Origin of the sequence: Nostocoides australiense Ben110 (genome assembly GCF_001050535.1) — a bacterium.
Lineage (GTDB): Bacteria > Actinomycetota > Actinomycetes > Actinomycetales > Dermatophilaceae > Nostocoides_A > Nostocoides_A australiense.
The window spans coordinates 310078-335376 of record NZ_HG764815.1; the positions used below are offsets into that span (position 1 = coordinate 310078).

Consider the following 25299-nt stretch of genomic DNA (forward strand, 5'->3'; position numbering starts at 1 on the left):
CGTCGATCATCACTGCGTCGATCATCACTGCGTCCATCGTCACTGCGTCGATAGTCGTCGCGCCGTTCGCGTTGCTGCCAGGGCTCGCGCTCCCCAGCGCCCCGGAAGCCACCGCTTCGCCCGTCAGAAGGCTGGGGTCGGTCATCCGCGCGGCGGAAGCCGCGGGGTCGATCGTCCGGCCGGCGCGACCGATCCTTCTCATCGCGACGCGGGCCGCGTTCGTCCTTCTCGCTCACGGCGATCCTTCCTCGGCGCCGGGATCCGACGCCTGCTGCGTGGCTCAGGCGCCACCATACTCGGGACACAAAGCAAAACGCCCTCGACCGTTTCCGGGAGGGCGTTTTGACTAATGTATGTCCGGCTGCGTCCTACTCTCCCACACCGTCACCAGTGCAGTACCATCGGCGCTGAAGGGCTTAGCTTCCGGGTTCGGAATGGAGCCGGGCGTTTCCCCTTCGCTATGACAGCCGAAACTCTATGGAGATTTCAATCGTTCCCGACCGTATCTCGGGAACTGCACAGTGGACGCGAGCAAAATCTATGATCATCTTGCGATGAAGTGTGTGGTCAAGTTATCGGCTTATTAGTACCAGTCAGCTACATGCGTTGCCGCACTTCCACGTCTGGCCTATCAACCCAGTCGTCTACTGGGAGCCTCTCGGGCAGAGCCCATGGAAACCTCATCTTGAAGCGTGCTTCCCGCTTAGATGCTTTCAGCGGTTATCACTTCCGAACGTAGCCAATCAGCCGTGCCTTTGGCAAGACAACTGACACACCAGAGGTTCGTCCAACCCGGTCCTCTCGTACTAGGGTCAGCCCTTCTCAAGTTTCCTACGCGCACAGCGGATAGGGACCGAACTGTCTCACGACGTTCTAAACCCAGCTCGCGTACCGCTTTAATGGGCGAACAGCCCAACCCTTGGGAGCAACTCCACCCCCAGGATGCGACGAGCCGACATCGAGGTGCCAAACCATGCCGTCGATATGGACTCTTGGGCAAGATCAGCCTGTTATCCCCGGGGTACCTTTTATCCGTTGAGCGACGGCGCTTCCACAAGCCACCGTCGGGTCACTAGTTCCGACTTTCGTCCCTGCTCGACTTGTCAGTCTCACAGTCAAGCTCCCTTGTGCACTTACACTCGAAATCTGATTGCCAACCAGACTGAGGGAACCTTTGAGCGCCTCCGTTACATTTTAGGAGGCAACCGCCCCAGTTAAACTACCCACCAGGCAATGTCCCTGATCCGGATCACGGACCGAGGTTAGATATTCAGAACGACCAGAGTGGTATTTCAACGTTGACTCCACCGACACTGGCGTGCCGGCTTCACAGTCTCCCACCTATCCTACACAAGCCGTCCCAAACACCAATACCAAGCTATAGTAAAGGTCCCGGGGTCTTTCCGTCCTGCTGCGCGTAACGAGCATCTTTACTCGTAATGCAATTTCGCCGAGTTCGCAGTTGAGACAGTGGAGAAGTCGTTACGCCATTCGTGCAGGTCGGAACTTACCCGACAAGGAATTTCGCTACCTTAGGATGGTTATAGTTACCACCGCCGTTTACTGGGGCTTAAATTCTGAGCTTCGACTTGCGTCTAACCCGTCCTCTTAACCTTCCAGCACCGGGCAGGCGTCAGTCCGTATACATCGTTTTGCAACTTCGCACGGACCTGTGTTTTTAGTAAACAGTCGCTTCTCCCTGGTCTCTGCGGCCCATCATCCTAGTCCGTAAAGGACTTCAGAATCCGGGCCCCCCTTCTCCCGAAGTTACGGGGGCATTTTGCCGAATTCCTTAACTACGATTCACTCGATCGCCTTGGTATTCTCTACCTAACCACCTGAGTCGGTTTGGGGTACGGGCGGCTAGAACCTCGCTAGAAGATTTTCTTGGCAGCATAGGATCACCCTGCTTCCCGCATTCGCGGTCACTATCAGGTCTCAGGATATGTGTGAGACGGATTTGCCTATCTCACTCCCTACACCCTTGGACGTGGACAACCATCGCCACGCGGAGGCTACCTTCCTGCGTCTCTCCATTGCTTGACTACTACTAGTTCGGGTCGCGCGCTCCACTTGCGTCAGTCCGAAGACGTCAGCAAGTTTCAGGCGCTTAGCATCGCTAGGTTCATCAGGGGCGGTTCTTCGCCGGTTCCGGAATATCAACCGGATGTCCATCGACTACGCCTGTCGGCCTCGCCTTAGGTCCCGACTTACCCAGGGCAGATTAGCTTGACCCTGGAACCCTTGGTTATTCGGCGGACGGGTTTCTCACCCGTCATTCGCTACTCATGCCTGCATTCTCACTCGTGTGGCGTCCACGACTGGATCACTCCGCCGCTTCACTCGCCACACGACGCTCCCCTACCCATCAACACGCTTGGACTTACGCCAGGCAGTGTGTCAATGCCACAGCTTCGGTGGTGTGCTTGAGCCCCGCTACATTGTCGGCGCGGAATCACTTGACCAGTGAGCTATTACGCACTCTTTAAAGGGTGGCTGCTTCTAAGCCAACCTCCTGGTTGTCAATGCAACTCCACATCCTTTCCCACTTAGCACACGCTTAGGGACCTTAGATGGTGGTCTGGGCTGTTTCCCTCTCGACTACGGAGCTTATCCCCCGCAGTCTCACTGCCACGCTCTCACTTACCGGCATTCGGAGTTTGGCTAACGTCAGTAACCTGGTGAGGCCCATCGGCTATCCAGTAGCTCTACCTCCGGTAAGAAACACGTGACGCTGCACCTAAATGCATTTCGGGGAGAACCAGCTATCACGGAGTTTGATTGGCCTTTCACCCCTACCCACAGCTCATCCCCTCAGTTTTCAACCTAAGTGGGTTCGGTCCTCCACGACGTCTTACCGTCGCTTCAACCTGGCCATGGGTAGATCACTCCGCTTCGGGTCTAGACCCGGCGACTATGGCGCCCTATTCGGACTCGCTTTCGCTACGGCTTCCCCACACGGGTTAACCTCGCCACCGAGCACTAACTCGCAGGCTCATTCTTCAAAAGGCACGCTGTCACCCCACAAGGAGGCTCCAACGGATTGTAGGCACACGGTTTCAGGATCTATTTCACTCCCCTCCCGGGGTACTTTTCACCTTTCCCTCACGGTACTTGTCCGCTATCGGTCACCAGGGAATATTTAGGCTTAGCGGGTGGTCCCGCCAGATTCACACGGGATTTCTCGGGCCCCGTGCTACTTGGGATACTTCTCTGAAGTTCGCGTCATTTCGTCTACGGGGGTAGCACCCTCTGTGCCGGGCCTTTCAATGCCCTTCGACTATAACGCGAGTTTTTGACTCCATGCCGGCCTGTCAGAGCCGCCTGAGAAATCCCACAACCCCGACCATGCAACGCCTGACAGCTATCACACATGATCGGTTTGGCCTGTTCCGCTTTCGCTCGCCACTACTAACGGAATCGCGGTTGCTTTCTCTTCCTGTGGGTACTGAGATGTTTCACTTCCCCACGTTCCCTCTACTCACCCTATGTGTTCAGATGAGAGTGACTGGACTTGCCTCCAGCCGGGTTTCCCCATTCGGAAATCCTCGGATCACAGTCTGGTTATCGACTCCCCGAGGCTTATCGCAGATTCCTACGTCCTTCTTCGGTTCCTGGTGCCAAGGCATCCACCGTGTGCCCTTATAAACTTGAGCCACAAAGATGCTCGCGTCCACTGTGTAGTTCTCAAAATACGGGCGGCTCATCACATGGTCCGTGCCTGCTCGCTCGTCGCGAGTGGTTCAGCGGGTATGTGAAGTCCGAGACCGACTTCCTCGGTCCGTGAAGGGGGCTACGCCCGAGCCTTCAGGACCCAACAACGTGCCAGGCGCCGTGACCTGCTCGCGGCTGCTTTCCACTGTCTTGCGACTTGTACTTGCTGCGGCGTGCTTGCCAGGCGCCAAATAATCGATGTTTCACCCATGAGCTCCTCCTCGTGAGCGTTCGTCACGAGCGAGGCTCTGGATCGCTTGCGCGACCAGTGCTCCTTAGAAAGGAGGTGATCCAGCCGCACCTTCCGGTACGGCTACCTTGTTACGACTTAGTCCCAATCACCAGTCCCACCTTCGACGGCTCCCTCCAAAAGGTTAGGCCACCGGCTTCGGGTGTTACCGACTTTCGTGACTTGACGGGCGGTGTGTACAAGGCCCGGGAACGTATTCACCGCAGCGTTGCTGATCTGCGATTACTAGCGACTCCGACTTCATGGGGTCGAGTTGCAGACCCCAATCCGAACTGAGACCGGTTTTATGGGATTCGCTCTACCTCGCGGTGTCGCAGCCCTTTGTACCGGCCATTGTAGCATGTGTGAAGCCCAAGACATAAGGGGCATGATGATTTGACGTCATCCCCACCTTCCTCCGAGTTGACCCCGGCAGTCTTCTATGAGTCCCCGCCATAACGCGCTGGCAACATAGAACGAGGGTTGCGCTCGTTGCGGGACTTAACCCAACATCTCACGACACGAGCTGACGACAACCATGCACCACCTGTATACCGTCCTTGCGGGGCACCTATCTCTAGGTGTTTCCGGTATATGTCAAGCCTTGGTAAGGTTCTTCGCGTTGCATCGAATTAATCCACATGCTCCGCCGCTTGTGCGGGCCCCCGTCAATTCCTTTGAGTTTTAGCCTTGCGGCCGTACTCCCCAGGCGGGGCGCTTAATGCGTTAGCTGCGGCACAGAACTCGTGAAATGAGTCCCACACCTAGCGCCCAACGTTTACGGCGTGGACTACCAGGGTATCTAATCCTGTTCGCTCCCCACGCTTTCGCTTCTCAGCGTCAGTAATGGCCCAGAGACCTGCCTTCGCCATTGGTGTTCCTCCTGATATCTGCGCATTTCACCGCTACACCAGGAATTCCAGTCTCCCCTACCATACTCTAGTCTGCCCGTACCCACTGCCAGTCCGGGGTTGAGCCCCGGATTTTCACAGCAGACGCGACAAACCGCCTACAAGCTCTTTACGCCCAATAATTCCGGACAACGCTCGCACCCTACGTATTACCGCGGCTGCTGGCACGTAGTTAGCCGGTGCTTCTTCTGCAGGTACCGTCACTTTCGCTTCTTCCCTGCTGAAAGCGGTTTACAACCCGAAGGCCTTCATCCCGCACGCGGCGTCGCTGCATCAGGCTTTCGCCCATTGTGCAATATTCCCCACTGCTGCCTCCCGTAGGAGTCTGGGCCGTGTCTCAGTCCCAGTGTGGCCGGTCGCCCTCTCAGGCCGGCTACCCGTCGTCGCCTTGGTGAGCCATTACCTCACCAACTAGCTGATAGGCCGCGAGTCCATCCCAGACCGAAAAACTTTCCAGACAGTAGAGATGCCTCTCTGTCTCGTATCCGGTATTAGCAGCTGTTTCCAACTGTTATTCCAGAGTCTGGGGCAGGTTACTCACGTGTTACTCACCCGTTCGCCACTGATCACAGGAGCAAGCTCCTGGTCACCGTTCGACTTGCATGTGTTAAGCACGCCGCCAGCGTTCGTCCTGAGCCAGGATCAAACTCTCCGTTGATGTTTGAGCCTCGACAGCCGAAACTGTCGAGAAATCTCGAACCCACGAAGGGTAATTTCACTGACTGAGCAAGAACAACTAGCAATTGCTAGATGATCGTTGTCAACCAAAAAGGATTTCGTGCAGAGCGGTGACGACGAGCGAATGCTCGCGTCCGCCGACCTGCGACGAGGTTATTGGCATCGATTTTTGGCACGCTGTTGAGTTCTCAAGGTTCGGACGCGCACCAAATCTCACAACTCTTTCGAGTGAATCGATTTGGGGCAACCGTTCAAGCTTACCGCGCCCATGCTTGGGCGTCAACTCCGTGATCCGCACTGCGGCGGCCGGTCGCTGACGCGCTTGGATCTGCGCGGCTTTCACTACTCTAGCAGCCGTTTCCGGCGGCTCCCAAATCGTCGCTCTCGCGTCGTTCTGGTCTCGTAGGGACCCCGGATCGCTCCGTAGTCCCTCTGCGAGGGAGTGGTGGTCGGCTCCGCTGGGACCGGCCGGCTTCGTCAGGAGTATCGCTCCTGCGGTGGCGTCCGTTCCTCCCTGTCGGGCTGACGTCGAAAACTTTAGATGACGAAAAGTTGAACATGCAAATCGGCCCTGCATCCCGGGCGTGTCGCAACGGAAGTATGCGCCGAAAAGCGTTGCAGGACAGTGCGTTACGTGGACGCGACCCCCGCTCGCGCGGCGGCAAGCACCTTGCGACCCCTGCGGATCACTGCCACGTCTCCGTGCAGGAACTGGTCCGACCTCAGGACCGACTCCCCGTCCGTCACCTTGGCGCCGTTGACCGAGATCGCCCCCGCGGCGAGGGTGCGGCGCGCGCTGTTGCGTGAGTCCGCGAGCCCGACCATGACGAGCGCATCCACGAGAGACGTCCCGGGGACGACCACTCCCCCCGGCAGCTCCGCCGTCGCATCGCGCAGCGTCCCCGCGTCGAGCGCCGCGAGATCGCCTTTGCCGAAGAGCGCCTCCGACGCGGCCTGCACCGCGGCGGGCGGTCGCCTCCCCCCCATGCACCAAGGTCGTCACGTCCGCGGCCAGCGCCTTCTGCGCCGCCCGCCGGAACGGCTCCTGCTCCACCGCTCGCTCCAACTCGGCGATCTGCGCCTGATCGCGGTCGCTGAAGATCTTCAGCAACTCGATCACCTTCGCGTCCTCGACGTTGAGGAAATACTGGTAGAAGGCGTAGGGACTTGTCATGTCCGCCGACAGCCATACGGCGTTGCCCTCGGACTTGCCGTACTTCACCCCCGAGGCGTCGGTGAGGAGCGGCGAGGTCATCGCGTGCACCGAGACACCCTCGACCCGGTGGATGAGGTCGACGCCGGCGGTCAGGTTGCCCCACTGGTCCGAGCCGCCGATCTGCATCGTGCACCCATGCGCGCGGAAGAGCTCGAGGAAGTCGAGTGCCTGGAGCAGCTGGTAGCTGAACTCGGTGTAGGAGATGCCCTCCTGGCTCTCCAGGCGCGCCGAGATCGCTTCCTTCTTGATCATCTGGTTGACGCGGAAGTGCTTGCCGACATCGCGCAGGAAGTCCAACGCCGACATCGGAGCGGTCCAGTCGAGGTTGTCGACGAGGATGGCCGGGTAGGCGCACGAGGGATCGGTGCCCTCGAAGTCGAGGAAGGGCCGCACCAACTCCTTGATCCGGGCGACGTTCTCGGCCGTCTGCTCCTTCGTCTTCAGCACCCGTTCGCTGGTCGGCTTGGGATCGCCGATCAGACCCGTCGACCCACCGACGAGACAGATCACCTTGTGGCCTGCCCGCTGCATACGACGCAGCGACACCAACTGGACGAAGTTGCCGAAGTGCAGCGACGGCGCGGTCGGGTCGAAACCGCAATAGACCGTGATCGGTCCGCTCGCGAGTGCTTCGCGCAGCGCGGTCTCGTCGGTGGACTGGGCCACCGCTCCGCGCCACTGCAACTCGTCGAGGATGGTGCTCACGATGGTCTGGTTCCCTTCGGTCGGTGCGGCAGCGGTATGCCGCGCGCTCGCCTAGCCTGCCATGCGCAACTTGGTTGCCGAGACCGGTTTCTCCCATGTGGGATGGCCGCTCATCCGGTCACGCGTTGCCGCGGGAAGCCGAGGCGCCCATCAGGGGACGTTCCGGCTGGGCGAGGAACCGGGGTCATGCGATCGCCGCCGCGCTGCTCGACCTCGATGAGCGTGCCCAGGCAGACCTGGCCGGCACCGGTCGTGGCGATAGCCTCATCCGCAGAAGGGAGTTGTCGACATGAGGTCATTGCGCTGGGCGTTGTTGGGCGCGAGCGATATCGCCGCCACGCGGATGATTCCGGCGATCGAGTCCACCGGCGGACGCGCCGTCACTGTGCTGAGCGGGTCGCCGGGTCACGCTGAAGCGTTCGCCACATCGCAGGCCATCGAGCGCGCCACCACTGACCTGGGCGCCGCCCTCGAGGGGGTCGACGCCGCATACATCAGCTCGCACAACCCCAAGCATGCCGAACAGGCGCAAGCCGCCCTCGAGGCCGGCGTGCCTGTGTTGTGCGAGAAGCCGATCACCCTCGACCTCGGCCAGGCCGTCGACCTCATCGCGCTCGCCGACTCCCGCGGCCTCGTGTTCGGGGTGAACCACCACCTGCCGTGCTCGGCCGTCATCCGCAAGCTGGCCGCACTTGTCCACGAGGGCACGATCGGCACGGTCACCGGCATCCGTATCAACCACGCGGTCTTCCTGCCGGAGCGCCTGCGCGGCTGGCGCATCGAAGACGTGCCCGGCGCCGGCGTGATCCTGGATATCACCGTCCACGACGCCGCGGTGCTCGGCCTGCTGCGGGACGCTCCTCCGGCCACCGCCGCAGCCCAGGTGGCGCGCCAGGGACCATGGCCCAAGGGGGCGCCCGACGCGGTGATGACGACCTTGCGTTGGACGGATGAAGTCCTGGCACAGACTCATGACGCCTTCACCGTCCCCTTCAACTCCTCGTCGGTCGACGTCTACGGCAGCGAGGGAACGCTCCACGCGACCGATGCGCTGACCCAGGACCCCGTCGGCGACCTGACCCTGCGCGACGAGGCGGGTGTCCGGGCTGTCGACGTGGGCAACCGCGAGGACCTCTACGTCGTCAGCGTGCGCGACTTCACGGCCGCGGTCGAGGGCACGGGCGCCGTCGCGGTCACCGGCATGGCCGGCACCCAAGCGGTGGCCGTGGCCCTGGCGGTCCAGGAGGCCGCCGAGACCGGACGCACCGTCGACGTCGTCGACGTGCGTGGCCTCCTCTCGCCCGCTCGTTAGTCCGTGTGCCGCCGACGCACGACCCCCGCCGGTAGGCAAAGGAGGCGAGCGGCAGTCGGCTGGTCACGCGGACGTTCCCTCCCATGTGAGACTGCGCATCGTGGCAACAAGACCGACGATCCGCCGTGCCCAGACCGCCGACACGGACACCGTCACCAGGCACCGGGACGCGATGTTCGCGGAGATGGGGATCGACGCAGGGGTCGTCGCGGCTGCCTCCGGGCCCGCCCGCACCTGGCTGGCCGCCGCGCTGGCGGACGGGCGGTATGTCGGCCTGCTCGCTGAATCGGGTGGTGCGGTCATCGGCGGGATCGGCATCACCTGGCTCGACCTTCCGCCGAACATGAACACCCAGCTGGACCGGCGCGGCTACCTGCTCAATATGTTCGTCGAGCCCGTCGCCCGCTCGCAGGGCGTGGCCCGCGCGTTGCTCAGGGCCGCCCTCGACGAATGCCGTGCACAAGGCGTGGACTGCGTGAGCTTGCATGCCTCCGATGCCGGGCGTTCCCTCTATGAATCGAGCGGGTTCTCCCCCACCAACGAGATGCGCCTGCGACTGGCTTAACCCTTCTTCGCTTTCCGGGGCTTCGGGGGGAGGGTGGCGACGTAGGCAACGCCCCGGTCGACCCATTCGCGCAGGTCTGCCTCGTCATCGAGGGCATCTTCGGCCACGAGCAACCAGCCGGTCAGGCCGCGACCCCGCATCTCGAAAGGTTCCACGCCCGGTCGGGTGATCAGGGAGTCCGTCTCGGCGGGATCCACACGCGCCATGAGCCAGCCCTTGCCAGCGGCAGCGACGGCCATGTGGCCGCCGACGAGAAAACCGAGGCCGCCGAACATCGCCATCTCCTGCACGCCCTCGACCCCGCTGATCGCCCCGCGGATCCGCTCGGCCAGCACCTCGTCGTACGCCATGGCCTCAGAGCCTACGCGCGCGCGAAAAGGACTTGACCCGCTCGGCCGCGGACGGGTGGAGTGCGCGGGTGCACGAGAACGAGATGCGCGCGGACGCGGCGCTGGTGGCGGCGTTGATCGGGCAGCAGGCGCCGCAGTGGGCGGAGTTGGCGGTGACGCCGCTGCCGGCGGAGGTGGAGGGCACCGATCACGTGCTCTTTCGCGTCGGCCCGGACCTGCTGGCGCGGATGCCGAAGATCGACTGGGCGGTCGAGCAGGGCGCGCAGGAGGCGGCTTGGCTGCCGGTGCTGGCGCCGCATGTGCCGGTGGCGTTGGGGGTGCCGGTCTTCGCCGGTAGGCCGGGGCATGGGTATCCGTGGCCGTGGACGATCGTGCGATGGATTCCCGGGCAGACCCCACCCCGCCTGGGCCTCGACGATCCGGGTCTCGCCCGGCAGGTCGCGGCGTTCGCCCGGGCGTTGCACGCGGTGCCGGCACAGGGTGGGCCGCTTTGCCCGCCGGGCAGCCGCGGCACGGCCCCAAGAGTGCAGGCCGAGCGTGGGCGGGCGGCGATCGACGGCTTGCGCGGCAAGCACGACGGTCTCGACCTGGACGCCGTGGCGCGGGCGTGGGAGCAGGTGGTGGCCACGCCGGACTATGCCGGCGAGCCGGTATGGCTGCACGGAGACCTACAGCCCGGCAACCTGATCGTCGCCGACGGCCGGCTGAGTGGGTCATCGACTTCTCTCCTCGGCGCGGGGATCCGGCAGCGGATCTCGCCCCGGCCTGGTGGACCTTCACGGGCGACGCCCGGACGCTCTATCGCGAGGAGCTGGCCGACTACGGGCCCGAGGTCTGGTGGCGCGCCCGCGGTTGGGCCTTGCTGCCTTCTTTGACCGGAATAGACTACTACCGCAACACTTTTCCGCGGATGGCCGAGCATGGGCGGCGGACGGTCACCGCGGTTCTGCAGGACATCGAGCGCTTCGGCTAGGGTCGACGGTCATGCTCCCGAGCACAGCGAACTTCATCGCGGGCCTACCCAAGGCCGAACTCCATGTCCACCATGTCGGCTCGGCACGGCCCGAGACGGTGGCCGAGCTCGCGGCGCGGCATCCGGACAGCCCGGTGCCCAAGGATCTCGACGGGCTGCGGCGCTTCTTCACCTTCACCGACTTCGCGCACTTCATCGAGGTCTATCTGTCGGTGGTGGACTTGTTGCGCACGCCGGAGGATCTGCGGCTGCTGACCTACGAGGTGATCGAAGGCCTTGCGGCACAGCAGGTTCGGTATGCCGAGCTGACGATGACGCCCTACACCTCGGTGGTGCGCGGCATACCCATCGAGGCCTACACCGAGGCCATAGAGGACGCCCGGGTGGCCGCGGAGCGCGACCACGGCACGGTGGTGCGGTGGGTCTACGACATCCCCGGCGAGTCCGGGGTTCCCCCCGCCGCCGATGCGACGATCGGGTATGCCGTCGACCACGCCCCGGACGCGCTGGTCGCCTTCGGTCTGGGCGGGCCGGAGATCGGGGTGCCGCGGGCGCAGTTCGCTCCGCACTTCGCGCGGGCCCAGGCCGCCGGCCTGCACTCGGTGCCGCACGCGGGCGAGTCGACGGGCCCGGAGACGATCTGGTCGGCGATCCGCGATCTCGGTGCCGAGCGGATCGGGCACGGCGTCCGGGCCGTCGACGACCCGGAGCTGGTCGCGTATCTGGTGCAGCACGGCATACCGCTGGAGATCTCGCCCACCTCCAACCTGGCCACCCGCGTGGTCGAGCGCATCGAGGACCATCCGGTCCGGGCGCTGCGCGACGCGGGAGTCACCGTGACGATCAACAGCGACGATCCGCCGATGTTCGGGACGACACTCAACCGCGAATATGCCCTGGCCGCAGAGGTTCTCGGGCTCGATGCGGCCGGCCTCGCCGCATTGGCACGGACGGCCGTGGACGTCTCGTTCGCGCCCGAGGAGGTCAAAGCCGATGTGCGAGAGCAGATCGACGGCTATGCCGCGTCTGCGTGAGATGACCGAAGCGGATGTCGCGGACTTCGCGCCGCTCTTCCGCGAGATCGTCGCGGCCGGCGAGACCTACGCCTATCCCGAGGGACTGAGCGACGCGCAGATCGCCGCCCTCTGGCTGGAACGTCCGCCGGCCCGGACCATCGTCGCCGAGGACGAGGACGCGACTCTGCTGGGCAGCGCGAAGATGGGGCCGAACCGGCCGGGGCGCGGGGCGCACATCGGCACGGCGAGCTTCATGGTCGCGGCCGCGGCGCGAGGGCGCGGCATCGGGCGGCTCCTCGCCGAGGAGATGATCGATTGGCACCGGCGCGAGGGCTACGCCGGTATCCAGTTCAACGCCGTCGTCGAGACCAACACAGCCGCGGTGCGCCTCTGGCAGGATCTCGGCTTCACGATCGTCGGCACCGTGCCGGCGGCGTTCGAGTCGGCCAGTCGCGGCCGGGTCGGCCTGCACGTGATGTTCCTCGACCTGACCTGAGCGCTCCGGTCAAGCCTTCTTGGCGTTGGGGCGCCGTGTGCGAACCACTCCCGGCCGATACGCGCTCACGGTCGGCTCGCCGTCGAGCCAGAACCGCCAGGGGTATGCCGTGCCGTCGCCCCCGGGGCCGCTCACTCCGACGCGTGGTCCGGTGCGGATGCGGGCGGGATCGATTGCGGCAGAGGCAGGTTCGATCCGGGGCTCGGCGGCGCGTCCGCAGAGGTCGTCGCCATTGTGCGCTCGGTCCAGGCCCATGGTGACGGTCAGGCGGGCGGGGCCGCGGGCCCAGTCGCGCTCGGGGATCCCGGGGCGGCGGGCGGCGGCGAGTTCGTGCCCGGCGATCACCTCTCCGGCGCGCAGGAGCACCGCGGAGGCGAGGCCGTCCGCACCGGTGACGACATTGGCGCAGTAGTGCATGCCGTAGGTGAAGTAGACGTAGAGATGCCCGGGCGGGCCGAACATCACTGCGGTGCGCGGGGTTTGGCCGCGGAAGGCGTGCGATCCGGGGTCGCCCTTCTCCCCGGCATACGCCTCCACCTCGGTCAACCGCAGCGTGACTCCGCCGTGCACCAGGTGCGCGCCGAGAAGCGCTGGCGCGACGTCGAGAACGTCGCGGGCGAAGAAGGAGCGCGGCAGGCGAGCGGCGTTCACGAAGGATCAGCCGGTCGCGAACTCGCGGGCGCGCAGCGCGGCCCCGCGGGCCGCGGTGAGTTGCTCGGCAACGCGCACCGGGGCGGTGCCCCCTTTCGCGTCGCGGGAGGCGAGCGAGCCCTGCACCGAGAGCACCTCACGGACCCCGGAAGTCAGATGCGGCGAGATCGCGGCCAGGTCGTTATCGCTGAGATCCCACAGCTCGATACCGCGCTCCTCGCAGGTGCGCACACAGCCGCCCGCGACCTCGTGCGCGATCCGGAAGGGGACGCCTTGCCGCACGAGCCATTCGGCGATATCAGTGGCCAGCGAGAACCCCTGCGGGGCAAGGCTTTCCAGGCGTTCCGTGTCGAACTGCATCGTCGCGACCATGCCGGCGAACGCCGGCAGCAACACATCGAGCGTGTCGATGGCGTCGAAGACGGGCTCCTTGTCCTCTTGCAGGTCGCGGTTGTAAGCCAGGGGCAGCGCCTTCAAGGTCGTCAACAGGCCCGCGAGGTCGCCGACCAGCCGGCCCGCCTTGCCGCGGGCCAGCTCGGCGACATCGGGGTTCTTCTTCTGCGGCATGATGCTCGACCCGGTCGAATAGGCGTCTTCGAGGCGGATGAAGCCGAATTCCTTTGTCGCCCAGAGCACGACCTCCTCGGCGATGCGCGAGATGTCGACCGCCGTCATCGCGCAGACGAAGGCGAACTCGGCGGCGAAATCGCGCGCCGCGGTGCCGTCGATGGAGTTCTCGACCGAGCGGGCGAACCCCAGCTCGGCGGCGACCTTCTCCGGGTCGAGGCCGAGGGAGGAACCGGCGAGGGCGCCGGAGCCGTATGGGGAGGCGTCGGCCCGCCGGTCCCAGTCGCCGAAGCGGTCGACATCACGCAGCAGTGCCCAGACATGCGCCAGCAGGTGGTGGCTGAGCAGCACCGGCTGGGCGTGTTGTAGGTGGGTGCGGCCGGGCATGGCGACGCCGTGGTGGCGTTCGGCCTGTGCGAGAAGGGCATCGACGACGTCCAGGACGCGGCCGGCGAGGTGGCGGGCCTGCTCGCGTAAGTACATCCGGAAGAGGGTGGCGATCTGGTCGTTGCGGGAGCGGCCGGCGCGCAGCCGCCCCCCGACGTCGGCGCCGGCGCGCTCGATGAGGCCGCGTTCGAGGGCGGTGTGCACGTCCTCGTCGTCTTCGGCGGGGGTGAACGTGCCGGCGAGGACGTCGGACTCCAACTCATCGAGGCCGGTGAGCATGGCGTGCAGGGTCGGCTCGTCGAGCAGGCCCGCGGCAGCGAGCACCTGGGCGTGGGCGCGGCTGCCGGCGATATCCTGCCGCGCGAGCCGCCAGTCGAAGTGGGTCGACTTGCTCAGTGCCGCAAGGGCATCGGCCGGGCCACCGCTGAAGCGGCCACCCCACAGGGAGACTTTCTCGGTCACGCGGATTCCTTCCCGGACAAGCTGAGCAAGTGGGCAGCGACAGACTCGCTCGCCGCCGCGCCTTCGGTGATGAGCATGATCGTGTCATCCCCGGCGATGGACCCGAGCACGCCGTCGACCTGACCGTGGTCGATGGCCGAGGCGAGGAAGCTGGCGGCGCCGGGCGGGGTGCGCAGGACGACGAGGTTAGCCGAGCAGGCCGCCGAGACGAGCAACTCCTGGCACCGGGAGGCCAGCCGGCGACTGACCTCCGCGGCCTCCGGCGCCGGGCGCACGGTCCGGTCGCCGCCCTCCCCCGGCACGGCATAGATCAAGGACTTCCCGACGCGCACCTTCTCGGCGCCGAGCTCGACCAGGTCCCGCGACAGGGTCGCCTGGGTGACCTCGATCCCTTCTGCGGCAAGCAGTTCCAGCAGCTGGGTCTGCGAGCGGACGGCGTGTTCGCCGAGCAGGTCGACGATGCGCTGCTGGCGGGCACCGCGGGAGGAGGCGACCGTCATACCGCCCCCGCGGCGTGGCCCGACTTCTCCAGGAGGAAGGAGATGACGGCCTTCTGGGCGTGCAGCCGGTTCTCGGCCTCGTCCCAGACCACCGACTGCGGGCCGTCGATGACGGCGGCGTCCACCTCATATCCGCGATAGGCCGGCAGGCAGTGCAGGAAGATGGCGGCGGGGTCGGCCAGGCCCATGAGTTCGGTTGTCACGGAATACTTTTCGAAGGGTGAGTGCTCGCCCTGCCGCTCCGCCTTCTCGCCTTCCATGCCCATCGACACCCACGTGTCGGTGATGACCACGTCGGCGCCGTGGACGGCGGCGATCGGGTCGTCGGTGACGAGGACCGACCCGCCGGTCTGGGCGGCGATGGCGACGGCGCGCTCGACGATTTCGGCCTTGGGCTGGTGCGCGGCCGGGGTTCCGATGCGGATGTGCATGCCGGCCAGGGCACAACCGAGGAGATAGGAGTGCGCCATATTGTTTCCGCCGTCGCCGACATAGCCGACGGTCAGTCCGGCGAGCGTGCCCTTGTGCTCGGTCATGGTCAGCAGGTCGGCGAGGATCTGGCACGGGTGGTAGTCGTCGGTCAGGGCGTTGACGACCGGGACGCCCGCATAGCGCGCCATCTCCTCGATGCGGTCCTGGCCGTAGGTGCGCCAGACGATGACCGCCGATTGCCGTCCGAGAACCCGCGCCACGTCGGCGACCGACTCCCGCTCCCCCACCTTCGCGAGGTTGGCGTCGACGGTCATCGGTTGGCCGCCCAGGTGCGCGACGGCACCGACGAAGGAGACCTGGGTGCGCAGCGTCGGCTTGTCGAAGAGGATCGAGACCACTTGGGGGCCTTCGAGGCTGCGGTCGCTGAACGGGGCCGCCTTGAGCGCGGCCGCGCGGGCGAGGACCTCGGCCTGTTCCTGCGGGCTCAGGTCATCGTCGGCGAGGAAGTGCCGGACGGTCTCGGCTGGAATGGATACGCTGTCGGACATGCGTTTTCGGCTTTCGGGTCAGCTGTTCACGGCGCGGTCGAGGATGCCGGGCAGTGCGGCGGTGAAGCTCGCGAGCTGCTCGGCGGTGATGATCAGCGGTGGCGCGATGCGGATCGCGTCCGGGGCGACGGCGTTGACGATGAAGCCGTCGGCGCGGGCGATCCCCATGACCGCGGGAGCGATCGGTGAGCTCAGGGCGATACCGCGCAGCAGCCCGCGGCCGCGGACCTCGCGGATCTGCGGGTGGCTCAGCGCGAGGACCGCCGCCGCGAAGCCGTCACCGACCTCGCTGGTATGCCGCAGCAGCCCGTCCCGCTCGATCGTGCTCAGCACCGCCAGGCCGGCGGCGGAGGCCAGCGGGTTGCCGCCGAAGGTGGAGCCGTGCATGCCCGGCTGCAGGAGACCGGAGACCTCGGGGCCGAAGGTGACCAGCGCGCCGACCGGGATGCCGCCGCCGAGACCCTTGGCGATGGTGATGGCATCGGGCTGGATTCCGCTGCGCTGGAAGGCGAACCAGTCTCCGGTGCGGCCGATCCCGGTCTGCACTTCGTCGAGGATCAGCAGGGCGCGTGCGGCATGGGTCAGCTCGCGGACCCGGGTCAGGTAGTCGTCGGGCGGGACGATGACCCCGCCCTCACCCTGGATGGGCTCCAGCACCACGGCGCTGATGTCACCGGCGGCGAGGGCGTCCTCCACGGCGTCGGCGTCGCCATACGGGATGTGCGACACCCCGGGGATGAGCGGCTCGAAGGGTTCGCGATAGGCGGGCTTGGCGGTCAGGGCGAGAGCGCCGGTCGAGCGGCCGTGGAAGGCGCCCTCGCTGGCGATGATGCCGGTGCGCCCGGTGCGTCGGGCGAGCTTGACCGCCCCTTCGAGGGCTTCGGTGCCGGAGTTGGTGAAGAAGACGCGGGAGCCCTCCGGCGCGCCGGCGATGGCGAGCAGGCGCTCGGCCAGTTCGATCTGCGCACCAGAGGTGAAGAAGTTCGAGATATGGGCGACCTCGCCGACCTGCTTGGAGACGGCGGCGACGAGTTCCGGGTGGTTGTGGCCGAGGGCGTTGACCGCGATGCCGGCCAGCAGGTCGAGATAGCGTTTGCCGTCGGCGTCCCAGATGTAGCAGCCCTCGCCGCGTTCGATCACCAGCTGCGGGCGGCCGAAGACGCCGAGCAGCGCCTCCTCATATCGGTCGAGCAGTTGCTCGCTGCGGGTGGGTGGTGCGGGCTGGGGTGACTCAGCGGTCATAGCGGATCTCCTTGGCAGACAGGTCCGTCCAGGGCATCGTCTCGGGTGATCATCGTCCCGATTCCTTCGCTGGTGAAGACCTCCAGCAGCAGCGAGTGGGGCTGCCGGCCGTCGATGACGTGCGCCTGCGGGACGCCCTTTTCGACGGCGGTGATGCACGCCTCCAGTTTCGGGATCATGCCTTCGTCGACCCGGGTGAGGAGGTCCTTGGCGGCGGTGAGGTCCATCGCGGAGAGCAGGCTCGAGCGGTCGGGCCACGCGGCATAGACGCCCTCGACATCGGTGAGCACGACGAGTTTGCGGGCACCGAGCGCGGCCGCCAGAGCGGCCGCGGCGGTGTCGGCGTTGACATTGAGCACTTGACCCTCGACCTCGATGTCGGGGGCGATGGTCGAGACGACCGGGATGCGGCCCGCGGCGATGATGTCGTGCACCGCGGACGGGTCCACGGTGACGACCTCACCGACGAGGCCGATGTCCTCCTCGATGCCGTCGACGACGACCCCGCGCCGGCGCGCCCCGAAGAGGCCGGCGTCCTCCCCGGAGAGGCCGACGGCGATCGGGCCGTGCTGGTTGAGCAGGCCGACGAGTTCGCGGCCGACCTGGCCGGTGAGCACCATCCGCACCACATCCATGACCTCCGGCGTCGTCACGCGCAGGCCGCCCTTGAACTCGCTGCGCATGCCGAGCCGGCCGAGCATCGACTTGATCTGTGGGCCGCCGCCGTGGACGACGACGACACGCAGGCCGGCGTAGCGGAGGAAGGCGACGTCGTCGGCGAAGGCCTCCTGCAGCGCCCGGTCGGTCATGGCGTTGCCGCCGTATTTGACGACGACCAGGGCGTCGCGGAAGCGCTCGAGCCACGGCAGGGCCTCGGTGAGAGTGGCCGCCTTGGCCTGGGCGGCGGCGATCGCCGCCCCGTCGGGGGTGGCGCGCAGGGTGGTGCCGGTCATCGTGCCTGTCCTTCTAGGTGGAGTAGGCGGAGTTCTCGTGGACGTAGTCGTGCGTGAGGTCGTTGGTCCAGATCGTCGCCGACTCCTCCCCCGCCTTCAGATCCACGACGATGTGCACATCGCGGCCGGTGAGGTCGACGAGGGCGCGGTCGTCGCCCACGCCGCTGTCACGGCATACGATCACCCCGTTGATCGAGACGTCGATCGTCGCGGGATCGAAAGCCGCGCTGGTGGTGCCGGCGGCGGCCAGGATGCGGCCCCAGTTGGGGTCGTTGCCGAAGATGGCGCACTTGAAGAGGTTGCTGCGGGCGATCGCTCGGCCGACCTCCAGGGCGTCGGATTCGGTTGCGGCGGAGTCGATCTCGATGCGGATGTCGTGTGCGGCACCTTCGGCGTCGCGGATCAGCTGCAGCGCCAGGTCGGCGCACACCTCCGTCAACGCGGCCTCCAGATCGGCCGGCGCGACCGGGACCGCGGACGCGCCCGAGGCCAGCGCGATCACGGTGTCATTGGTCGACATACAGCCGTCGGAGTCGATCCGGTCGAAGGTCTTGGCGGTGGCCGCGCGCAGCGCGGCGTCCAGATCCGCCGGGGCCACCTGGGCATCGGTCGTGAGCACGACGAGCATGGTCGCCAAGGCTGGGGCGAGCATGCCGGCACCCTTGGCCATGCCGCCGACGCTCCATCCCGGGCCGGAGTATGCCGCGGTCTTGGCGACCGTGTCGGTGGTCATGATCGCCTCCGCCGCCGCGGGGCCGCCGTCGCCGGACAGCTCGCCGGCGACCTGGGCGCACCCCGCCAGAAGTGTGTCCATGGGAAGCAGTTCGCCGATCATGCCGGTGGAGCAGACCGCGACATCTCCGGCGGAGATGCCGAGCAACTCGGCGACGACCTCGGCGGTCTTGTGGGTGTCCTGGAATCCCTGCGGCCCGGTGCAGGCGTTGGCGCCGCCGGAGTTGAGGATGACGGCGTCGACACGCTGGTCGGCGAGCACCTGCCGCGACCAGATCACCGGGGCGGCCTGGACGCGGTTCGTGGTGAAAACCGCTGCGGCGCAACGGTCCGGGCCGTCGTTGACGACCAGCGCGAGATCAGGACGGCCACTGGCCTTCAGTCCGGCAGTGATGCCGGCGGCGCGGAATCCGGTGGGGGTGGTCACGGACATCGGGCGTGCTCCTGGTCGAGACTCACGGGGCCACACCGACCAGCGACAGGCCGGTGAGTTCGGGCAGGCCGAGGGCGAGGTTCAGGCATTGCACGGCGGCGCCGGCGGTGCCCTTGGTGAGATTGTCGATCGCCGAGACGGCGATCAGCCGACCCTGCCGAGGATCCACGGTGACCTGCAGGTGCACCGTGTTGGCGCCGAGGACATCGCTGGTGCGCGGCCAGACGCCGTCCTGGAGCAGGACGACGCACGGCTCGCGTTCGTATGCCGCGGCATAGGCCTCGCGCAGTTGCCCGGCGCTCGCGCCGGCGGTCAGTCGCGCGGTGGAGGTGGCCAGGATGCCCCGGGCCATGGGCGCGAGGGTGGGCGTGAACGAGACACTCGCGGGCGCCCCTGCGGCTCGCGAGAGGTTCTGCTCGATCTCCGGCGTATGCCGGTGCCGACCCCCGACGCCGTAGGGCGACATGGCCCCCATCACCTCGGAGCCGAGGAGATGTGGTTTGCGGGATTTGCCCGCTCCCGAGGTGCCGGAGGCTGCGATGATGACGATGTCCGCGGGGTCGAGGAGGCCGGCGCGCAGGCCGGGTGCGAGGGCCAGGCTGATGCCGGTCGGATAGCAGCCGGGAACGGCGATCCGCTTCGCGCCGGTGAGCAGATCGCGTTGGTTGCCTTCTGCGAGCGGGAGTTCCGGAAGGCCGTAGGGCCAGGACCCGGCATACGGCGTGTCGTAGAAGGTGGTCCAGTCCCCCTCGTTCTCGAGGCGGAAGTCGGCGCCGCAGTCGACGACGACGACCTCGTCGGGCAGCTGCGCGGCCAGCGCCGCGCTGTGGCCGTGCGGGAGGGCGAGGAAGACGACGTCGTGCCCGGCCAGCACCTCTGCCGTGGTGTCCTCGAGCAGGCGGTCGCGCAGCGGCGTCAGGTGCGGGTGGATCGAGCCCAGGGTCTGCCCGGCGTTGCTGCTCGCCGTCAGCGCCCCGATCTCCACCTCGGGGTGCGCGAGCAGCAGGCGGACGAGCTCGCCTCCCGCATACCCACTCGCACCCGCGACCGCGACCCGTACCGACATGTGCATGACTATACGTTCAAAGACAAGATCATGCAAAACCCCTCAGGTCAAGAGTGCACGACACGCCGTGAAGAAAATTCTTTACGGCGTGTCGTGCGCTTTCGACTGTGGGGGTGCCGGGGCTGAGTCAGCGCTGGACGGCGCCGACCGCCTGGCCGGCGGCTGCGACGGCCTGGTCCCGTATGCCGCTGACCTCCTCGGTCGTCAAAGTCCGGTCCGGTGCGCGGAAGCTTAGGCGATAGGCGAGCGACTTCTTGCCGGCGCCGGTCTGGTCGCCGCGGTAGATGTCGAACAGGCGCACCGATTCGAGCATCTCCCCCGCTCCCGTGCGCAGCGCGGCCTCGATGTCGGCCGCCTTGACCGACTCGTTGACGACGAGCGCGACATCGGTGGTCGCCACCGGGAAGGTGCTCAAGGTGACAGCCTGCGCGGGCCGGCCGCTGGCTGCCGAGAGGGCGTCCAGGTCGAGTTCGCCGGCCACGACCCGGGCGGGCAGCCCGAGCGCCGTCAGCACCTTGGGGTGCAGCTCACCGACATGACCGACGACGGTGCCATCGGCCAGCTCCACCCGGGCGCAGCGGCCGGGATGGAAGGGCATGGCGTCGTCGGCGACGGTGCGGGCCGTCAGGCCGAGCGCTTCGGTGATGCCCAGCGCCGTGGCGATGGCGTCGGCGACATCGGCCGGCCGGCCGGCGCCCCAGACGCCGGAGCGGTCGATCTCCCCGGCCAGGACGAAGCCGAGATGACGCGGCTGTGGCGGCACGGCTGCATGGATCGCCGCCATGGTCTGCGGGGACGGCCGCACGCCGACGTCCTCGGTCGGAGCCGCGGTTTGCTTGCCCTCGAGTGCAAGCACCAGGCCCTGCTCGAAGAGCGCCACATCCTTGAACCCGCGAGAAATATTGCGGCGCAAGGAATCCACCAGCGTCGAAAGGATCGAGATCCGCATCAGCGGCGCCTCGTCCGAGAGCGGGTTGGCGATGCGGACGGTCCGGGCGCGAGCCGCCGCGGCGTCGTAGCCCAGCGCCACGTGCCGGTCGTCGCCGACGAAGGGCGCATTCCACACTTCCGAGAATCCCTGCGCGGCCAGCAGATTCGCCACCAGGCGGCGCATCCGCTGGTCGTGGGTGAGACCGTTGCCGACCGCCACCGTGGGCACCACGGACGGGATCTTCTCGTAGCCGTCGATACGGGCGACTTCTTCGGCGAGGTCCGGCTCGGTGCGCAGGTCCGGTCGCCAGGACGGCGGTGTAACCCGGGCGTGCTCCCCCGATACCTCCACGCCGCAGCCGATCTCGCGGAGGATCTCCACGACCCGCTCGCTCGGGTAGTCGACGCCGACGAGCCGGCTCGGCAGGCTCAGGTCGAGGTCGATATCGGGTGCCGGCACGGGGGAACCGACATCGGTCACGCCGTCATCGACGACCCCGCCACCATGCTCGACGAGCAGCTCGACGGCGAGTTGCGCTGCGGCAGCGGCCAATTGCGGATCCACGCCACGCTCGAACCGGCGGGAGGCCTCCGACGGCAGCTTGTGCCGGCGCGCCGACCGGGCGATCGAGACCGGGTCGAAGTGGGCGGCCTCGATGAGGACGTCGGTGGTCGTGTCCGAGATCTCGGTGTCCGCGCCACCCATGACGCCCGCGATCGCGAGCGCCCGCTGCGACTCGCTGTCGGTGATCAGCAGATCGCTCGGGTCGAGCGCGCGATCGACGTCGTCCAGCGTCGTCATCCGCTCGCCCGGGCGGGCGCGGCGCACGACAATCGGGCCCACGAGCTTGGCCAGGTCGAAAGCGTGCAGTGGCTGGCCGAGGCCGAGCATGACGTAGTTAGTGACATCGACCGGCAGCGAGATGGGCCGCATACCGGCCTCGGTCAGCCGCGCCTTCATCCACGCCGGCGACGGCGCGTGCACGTCGACCCCGCGCACGATGCGCGCGACATAGCGATCGCAGCCCTCGCGCCCGCGGATCGGCGCATCGTCGGCCAGCTGCACGGCATACCCCTGCTCGTTGGCCGCCGGGGCCCGATCGGCAAGTGCCAGAACGGGATCGGTGTATGCCGCGCCGGTCGCGTGTGAATACTCTCGCGCGATGCCGCGGATGGAGAAGCAGTAGCCGCGGTCCGGGGTGACATTGACTTCCACGGTCTCGCGGTCCAGGCCGAGCAGTGGGATCGCGTCCTGCCCCGGGGCCAACCCCGTCAGGACCTCGGGCCGATCGGCGAAGAAGCGCGAGAGCACGATGATCCCCGAGTGGTCCTCACCGATGCCGAGCTCCCGCTCGGAGGTGATCATCCCCGAGGAGATGTGGCCATAGGTCTTGCGAGCGGTGACCACCATCGGACCTTGCGGAGTGCTCACCGAGCCACCCGGGAGGATGACGACGACCAGGTCGCCGGGCTCGAAGTTGTGCGCGCCGCATACGACCCATTGGGGCTCGCCGGTGCCATTGGCGTCGCCGACGTCGAGGGAGCACCAGTTGATCGTCTTGCCGTTCTTCTGCGGCTCGGGCTCCTTGGTAAGCACGCGGCCCACGACGAGCGGACCGGTCACCCCGGAGGTGTGCAGTCCCTCCTCCTCGAGCCCGACCTTGACCAGGTCCGCGGCGATCTGGACGCCGGTCGCGTCGGCGGGCACCGCGACATACTCGCGCAGCCAATCCACGGGGACGCGCATCAGATCTCCATCCCGAACTGTGCGTCGAAGCGCACATCTCCTTCGATCATGTCTCGCATGTCCGAGACGCCGGTGCGGAACATCAACGCCCGGTCGATCCCCATACCGAAAGCAAAGCCGCTATAGCGGTCCGGGTCGATTCCGCACGCGGACAAGACATTTCGATTCACCATGCCGCAACCGCCCCACTCGATCCAGCCGGTGCCCTTGCACGCGCGACAGTTCGGGTCCTCGCCGCGGCAGGCGAAGCAGCGCAGATCCATCTCGGCGCTCGGCTCGGTGAAGGGGAAGAAGGACGGCCGCAACCGCGTGGTGATCCCATCCCCGAAGAGGTGGCTCGCGAGGGTGTCGAGGGTGCCCTTCAGGTGCGCCATCGTGATGCCCTCGTCGACACACAAACCCTCGACCTGGTGGAAGGCCGGCATATGCGTCGCATCGAGTTCGTCGGTGCGAAAGACACGCCCGATGCAGGCGATCGCGATCGGCACGCCCCGCTCGAGCAGCGAGCGCGCCTGCACCGGCGAGGTGTGCGTGCGCAGCACCAGCCCGCCATCCGGCGGCTCGACATAGAAGGTGTCCTGCATCTGCCGGGCCGGGTGGTCGGCATCGAAGTTGAGAGCGTCGAAGTTGAACCACTCCGCCTCGACCTCGGGGCCTTCGGCGATCTCCCAGCCCATCCCGACGAACATGTCGGCGATCCGCTCGCTCATCAGCTCGATCGGGTGGCGGCGCCCCAGCGGCCGGCGGGCCGCCGGCAAGGTGACGTCGACGGCTTCCTCGATCAGGATGCGCTCGTCCCGCTCGGTCTCCAGTTCGCTCTGCCGGGCGGCGACGGCCTGGTTGACGACGCCCTTGGCCTGGCCGACGAGCTTCCCGGCAGCGGCCTTGGCGCTCGGCGGCAGCGCGCCGATCTCGCGGTTGGCCAGCGCCAACGGCGACTTGTCGCCGAGGTGGGCGCTGCGCACGGCCTTGAGGTCCTCGAGGGAGGCTGCCGCCGCGATCGCCGCGAGGGCGGCGTCACGCGCGGTCTCGACGGCCTCGGGTGCGAGGGCAGCGACCTCGACCGGGTCGTAGTTCGTATTGGGTCCGGACATCGTCTCTTCCACGGTTTGGGGACGCGCAAAGTCTAGGTCGCGCGCCGGATGGGCTCGAACGTGGTTTGGCCCCCGGACGCCACCACCTCGTCGAGGCGGGTATGCCGCGGCTCTATCGCCGCGCCCGCGCGTCCGCGGGCTCGCTAAATCGCCAGCAGCGCAAGGTGAGTGGGCGTTGCAGGGCAGGCGACGTCATACCGGCACTGTAACCGGCCGGTGGCGAACCGGTGACGTGTTTTCGTCATCCGGCGAACCCTTGCCTGTCCCGACGTGAACTCTGCACCCGAACGCGCGTCCACGCGACATTGGCCCTCGCCGTCCCCGCGACCATGGAGTCATGTTGCCCACCACGGGGTATGCCCGCGCTGCCGGACCGCTGGCGATCGCGCACCGCGGCGGCGCCGCACTGGCGCCTGAGAACACCCTGGCGGCTTTCGCCCGCGCGACGGCGCTGGGCTTTCGCTACCTGGAGACGGACGTGCGCCTGACCCGGGACGGCGAATTGGTGTGCTTCCACGACGAGCGCCTCGACCGCGTCACGGAGGCGAGCGGGCCGGTGGGCCGCTTCAGCCGACGACAGCTCCAGGAACTGCGCGTGGGCGGTGAGCCGATCTGCACCCTCCGAGAAGCGCTGGCGGCTTTTCCCGCGGCGAATTTCACCGTCGATCTGAAGGACCAGGCCGCGATCGCGCCGCTGGCCGGCGTGCTCGCCGATCCCGGCATTGCGCAGCGGGTGTGCGTGGCGGGGGCCTGGGACGGCTGGCTGGGCCAGCTGCGGGACCTGGCGCCGCACGTGCATACCGCCCTCGGCTGGCGTTCGCTGACCGGGCTCATCTCCTCCTCCCGCACTCGCCTGCCGATCCGCTGGCGCGGAGCGCCGGCCCGTTACGCTCACGTGCCCAGCCGCCTCGGCCGGGTGGCGATCTTCGCCGACGGGCTCGTCGCCCGCGCGCACGCGGCCGGAGTGCAGGTCATCGTCTGGACCATCGACGACCCGGCGACCATGCACCGCCTGCTGGACGTGGGCGTGGACGGCATCATCACCGATCGCCCCGACCTGTTGCGCGAGGTCTTCATCGCGCGCGGGCTGTGGGAGCCGATGGCCGCCGAGCCGATCAGCGTCGGCTGACCCCGCACGCGCGTGGCCGAAGGGCGTGTCAGGTGTTCCAGACCACCGCGCTGTCGCCCTGATCCGGGCCGGCATCGCGCCGTATGGTGCGTCGACCGGCGAGGAATCCGAGCGCCAGGGCCGTCAGGGCACCCGCTCCCGCCAACCACGCGAGCCGCGTGCCCGTCTCGGGCGTCGCGGGCGTCGCGGGAGTCGCGGACGCGGATGAATCGGCAGCGGCGGTCGCGGCCGCTGAGCCCGAATCAGCGGGAGGCGCGACGG

18 protein-coding genes, 3 rRNA genes and 1 pseudogene are annotated in these 25299 nt (G+C 67.0%); 6 read left to right on the forward strand and 16 right to left on the reverse strand.

Translation table 11 applies throughout. The annotated features are described in order from the left end of the window. Window positions 1-355: 355 nt before the first annotated feature. From rrf to tyrS, 4 genes and pseudogenes are all read right to left on the reverse strand, one after another. Window positions 356-472 (reverse strand): 5S ribosomal RNA (gene rrf / locus BN11_RS01465). 91 nt (window positions 473-563) lie between these two features. Continuing rightward, window positions 564-3656: ribosomal RNA gene (locus BN11_RS01470) — 23S ribosomal RNA — on the reverse strand. Window positions 3657-3993: 337 nt separating this feature from the next. Further along, window positions 3994-5512, reverse strand: a 16S ribosomal RNA gene (locus BN11_RS01475). Together the 16S, 23S and 5S rRNA genes form the textbook arrangement of a ribosomal RNA operon. A gap of 650 nt (window positions 5513-6162) precedes the next feature. Next, a pseudogene (gene tyrS / locus BN11_RS01480) lies at window positions 6163-7453 on the reverse strand (tyrosine--tRNA ligase). A 289-nt stretch (window positions 7454-7742) separates the two neighbouring features. Here tyrS and BN11_RS01485 point away from each other — a divergent pair. Both BN11_RS01485 and BN11_RS01490 read left to right on the forward strand, forming a co-directional pair. After that, window positions 7743-8765 carry a Gfo/Idh/MocA family protein gene (locus tag BN11_RS01485; protein WP_083433446.1) on the forward strand — a complete coding sequence of 341 codons (1023 nt, stop codon included), beginning with the start codon at window positions 7743-7745 and terminating at the stop codon, window positions 8763-8765. A 100-nt stretch (window positions 8766-8865) separates the two neighbouring features. Continuing rightward, entirely contained in the window at window positions 8866-9330 is a 465-nt protein-coding gene (locus tag BN11_RS01490) for a GNAT family N-acetyltransferase (protein ID WP_201329192.1), read from the forward strand. Here BN11_RS01490 and BN11_RS01495 read toward each other — a convergent pair. Then, window positions 9327-9680 (reverse strand): TfoX/Sxy family protein, encoded by a 354-nt coding sequence (locus BN11_RS01495; protein ID WP_048693542.1) that lies wholly within the window; start codon window positions 9678-9680, stop codon window positions 9327-9329. The two genes, BN11_RS01490 and BN11_RS01495, sit on opposite strands and share 4 nt — an antisense overlap. A gap of 68 nt (window positions 9681-9748) precedes the next feature. Here BN11_RS01495 and BN11_RS01500 point away from each other — a divergent pair, with 68 nt between their 5' ends. From BN11_RS01500 to BN11_RS01510, 3 genes are all read left to right on the forward strand, one after another. After that, window positions 9749-10555 (forward strand): phosphotransferase, encoded by an 807-nt coding sequence (locus BN11_RS01500; RefSeq protein WP_048693545.1) that lies wholly within the window; start codon window positions 9749-9751, stop codon window positions 10553-10555. 109 nt (window positions 10556-10664) lie between these two features. Next, the gene (locus BN11_RS01505) at window positions 10665-11687 is read left to right on the forward strand and encodes an adenosine deaminase (protein ID WP_048693547.1); all 1023 of its coding nucleotides are present in this window, start codon (window positions 10665-10667) and stop codon (window positions 11685-11687) included. Next, window positions 11671-12165, forward strand: a complete 495-nt coding sequence (locus BN11_RS01510) for a GNAT family N-acetyltransferase (RefSeq protein WP_048693549.1) — start codon at window positions 11671-11673, stop codon at window positions 12163-12165. The genes BN11_RS01505 and BN11_RS01510 overlap by 17 nt, the downstream gene beginning before the upstream one ends. A 9-nt stretch (window positions 12166-12174) precedes the next feature. Here the strand turns inward: BN11_RS01510 and BN11_RS01515 are convergent, their stop codons facing one another. From BN11_RS01515 to pheS, 10 genes are all read right to left on the reverse strand, one after another. Further along, window positions 12175-12816, reverse strand: coding sequence for a DNA-3-methyladenine glycosylase (locus BN11_RS01515; protein WP_048693551.1), 642 nt, complete (start codon window positions 12814-12816; stop codon window positions 12175-12177). A gap of 6 nt (window positions 12817-12822) precedes the next feature. Beyond that, window positions 12823-14232, reverse strand: a complete 1410-nt coding sequence (gene argH / locus BN11_RS01520) for an argininosuccinate lyase (protein ID WP_048693553.1) — start codon at window positions 14230-14232, stop codon at window positions 12823-12825. Beyond that, the gene (locus BN11_RS01525) at window positions 14229-14732 is read right to left on the reverse strand and encodes an arginine repressor (protein ID WP_048693556.1); all 504 of its coding nucleotides are present in this window, start codon (window positions 14730-14732) and stop codon (window positions 14229-14231) included. The genes argH and BN11_RS01525 overlap by 4 nt, the downstream gene beginning before the upstream one ends. Next, window positions 14729-15712 carry an ornithine carbamoyltransferase gene (gene argF / locus BN11_RS01530; protein WP_048693558.1) on the reverse strand — a complete coding sequence of 328 codons (984 nt, stop codon included), beginning with the start codon at window positions 15710-15712 and terminating at the stop codon, window positions 14729-14731. The genes BN11_RS01525 and argF overlap by 4 nt, the downstream gene beginning before the upstream one ends. 18 nt (window positions 15713-15730) lie before the next feature. Beyond that, window positions 15731-16954: an acetylornithine transaminase gene (locus BN11_RS01535; RefSeq protein ID WP_048693561.1), complete on the reverse strand. Its 1224-nt coding sequence runs from the start codon at window positions 16952-16954 to the stop codon at window positions 15731-15733. After that, window positions 16951-17907 (reverse strand): acetylglutamate kinase, encoded by a 957-nt coding sequence (argB, locus tag BN11_RS01540; protein ID WP_048693565.1) that lies wholly within the window; start codon window positions 17905-17907, stop codon window positions 16951-16953. The genes BN11_RS01535 and argB overlap by 4 nt, the downstream gene beginning before the upstream one ends. A 13-nt stretch (window positions 17908-17920) precedes the next feature. Continuing rightward, entirely contained in the window at window positions 17921-19072 is a 1152-nt protein-coding gene (gene argJ / locus BN11_RS01545; RefSeq protein WP_048693568.1) for a bifunctional glutamate N-acetyltransferase/amino-acid acetyltransferase ArgJ, read from the reverse strand. Window positions 19073-19094: 22 nt separating this feature from the next. After that, on the reverse strand, window positions 19095-20138 hold the full coding sequence (gene argC / locus BN11_RS01550) for an N-acetyl-gamma-glutamyl-phosphate reductase (protein WP_048700582.1): 1044 nt from the start codon (window positions 20136-20138) through the stop codon (window positions 19095-19097). Between the two features lie 127 nt (window positions 20139-20265). Then, entirely contained in the window at window positions 20266-22815 is a 2550-nt protein-coding gene (gene pheT, locus BN11_RS01555) for a phenylalanine--tRNA ligase subunit beta (protein WP_048693571.1), read from the reverse strand. Then, window positions 22815-23909, reverse strand: a complete 1095-nt coding sequence (gene pheS / locus BN11_RS01560; RefSeq protein ID WP_048693574.1) for a phenylalanine--tRNA ligase subunit alpha — start codon at window positions 23907-23909, stop codon at window positions 22815-22817. The genes pheT and pheS overlap by 1 nt, the downstream gene beginning before the upstream one ends. A 337-nt stretch (window positions 23910-24246) precedes the next feature. Between pheS and BN11_RS01565 the strand changes: the two genes are divergently transcribed. After that, entirely contained in the window at window positions 24247-25038 is a 792-nt protein-coding gene (locus BN11_RS01565; protein WP_048693577.1) for a glycerophosphodiester phosphodiesterase family protein, read from the forward strand. A 28-nt stretch (window positions 25039-25066) separates the two neighbouring features. Here BN11_RS01565 and BN11_RS24940 read toward each other — a convergent pair. Continuing rightward, window positions 25067-25299: hypothetical protein (locus BN11_RS24940; RefSeq protein ID WP_048693580.1), on the reverse strand; the 233-nt coding region annotated here is incomplete at its 5' end.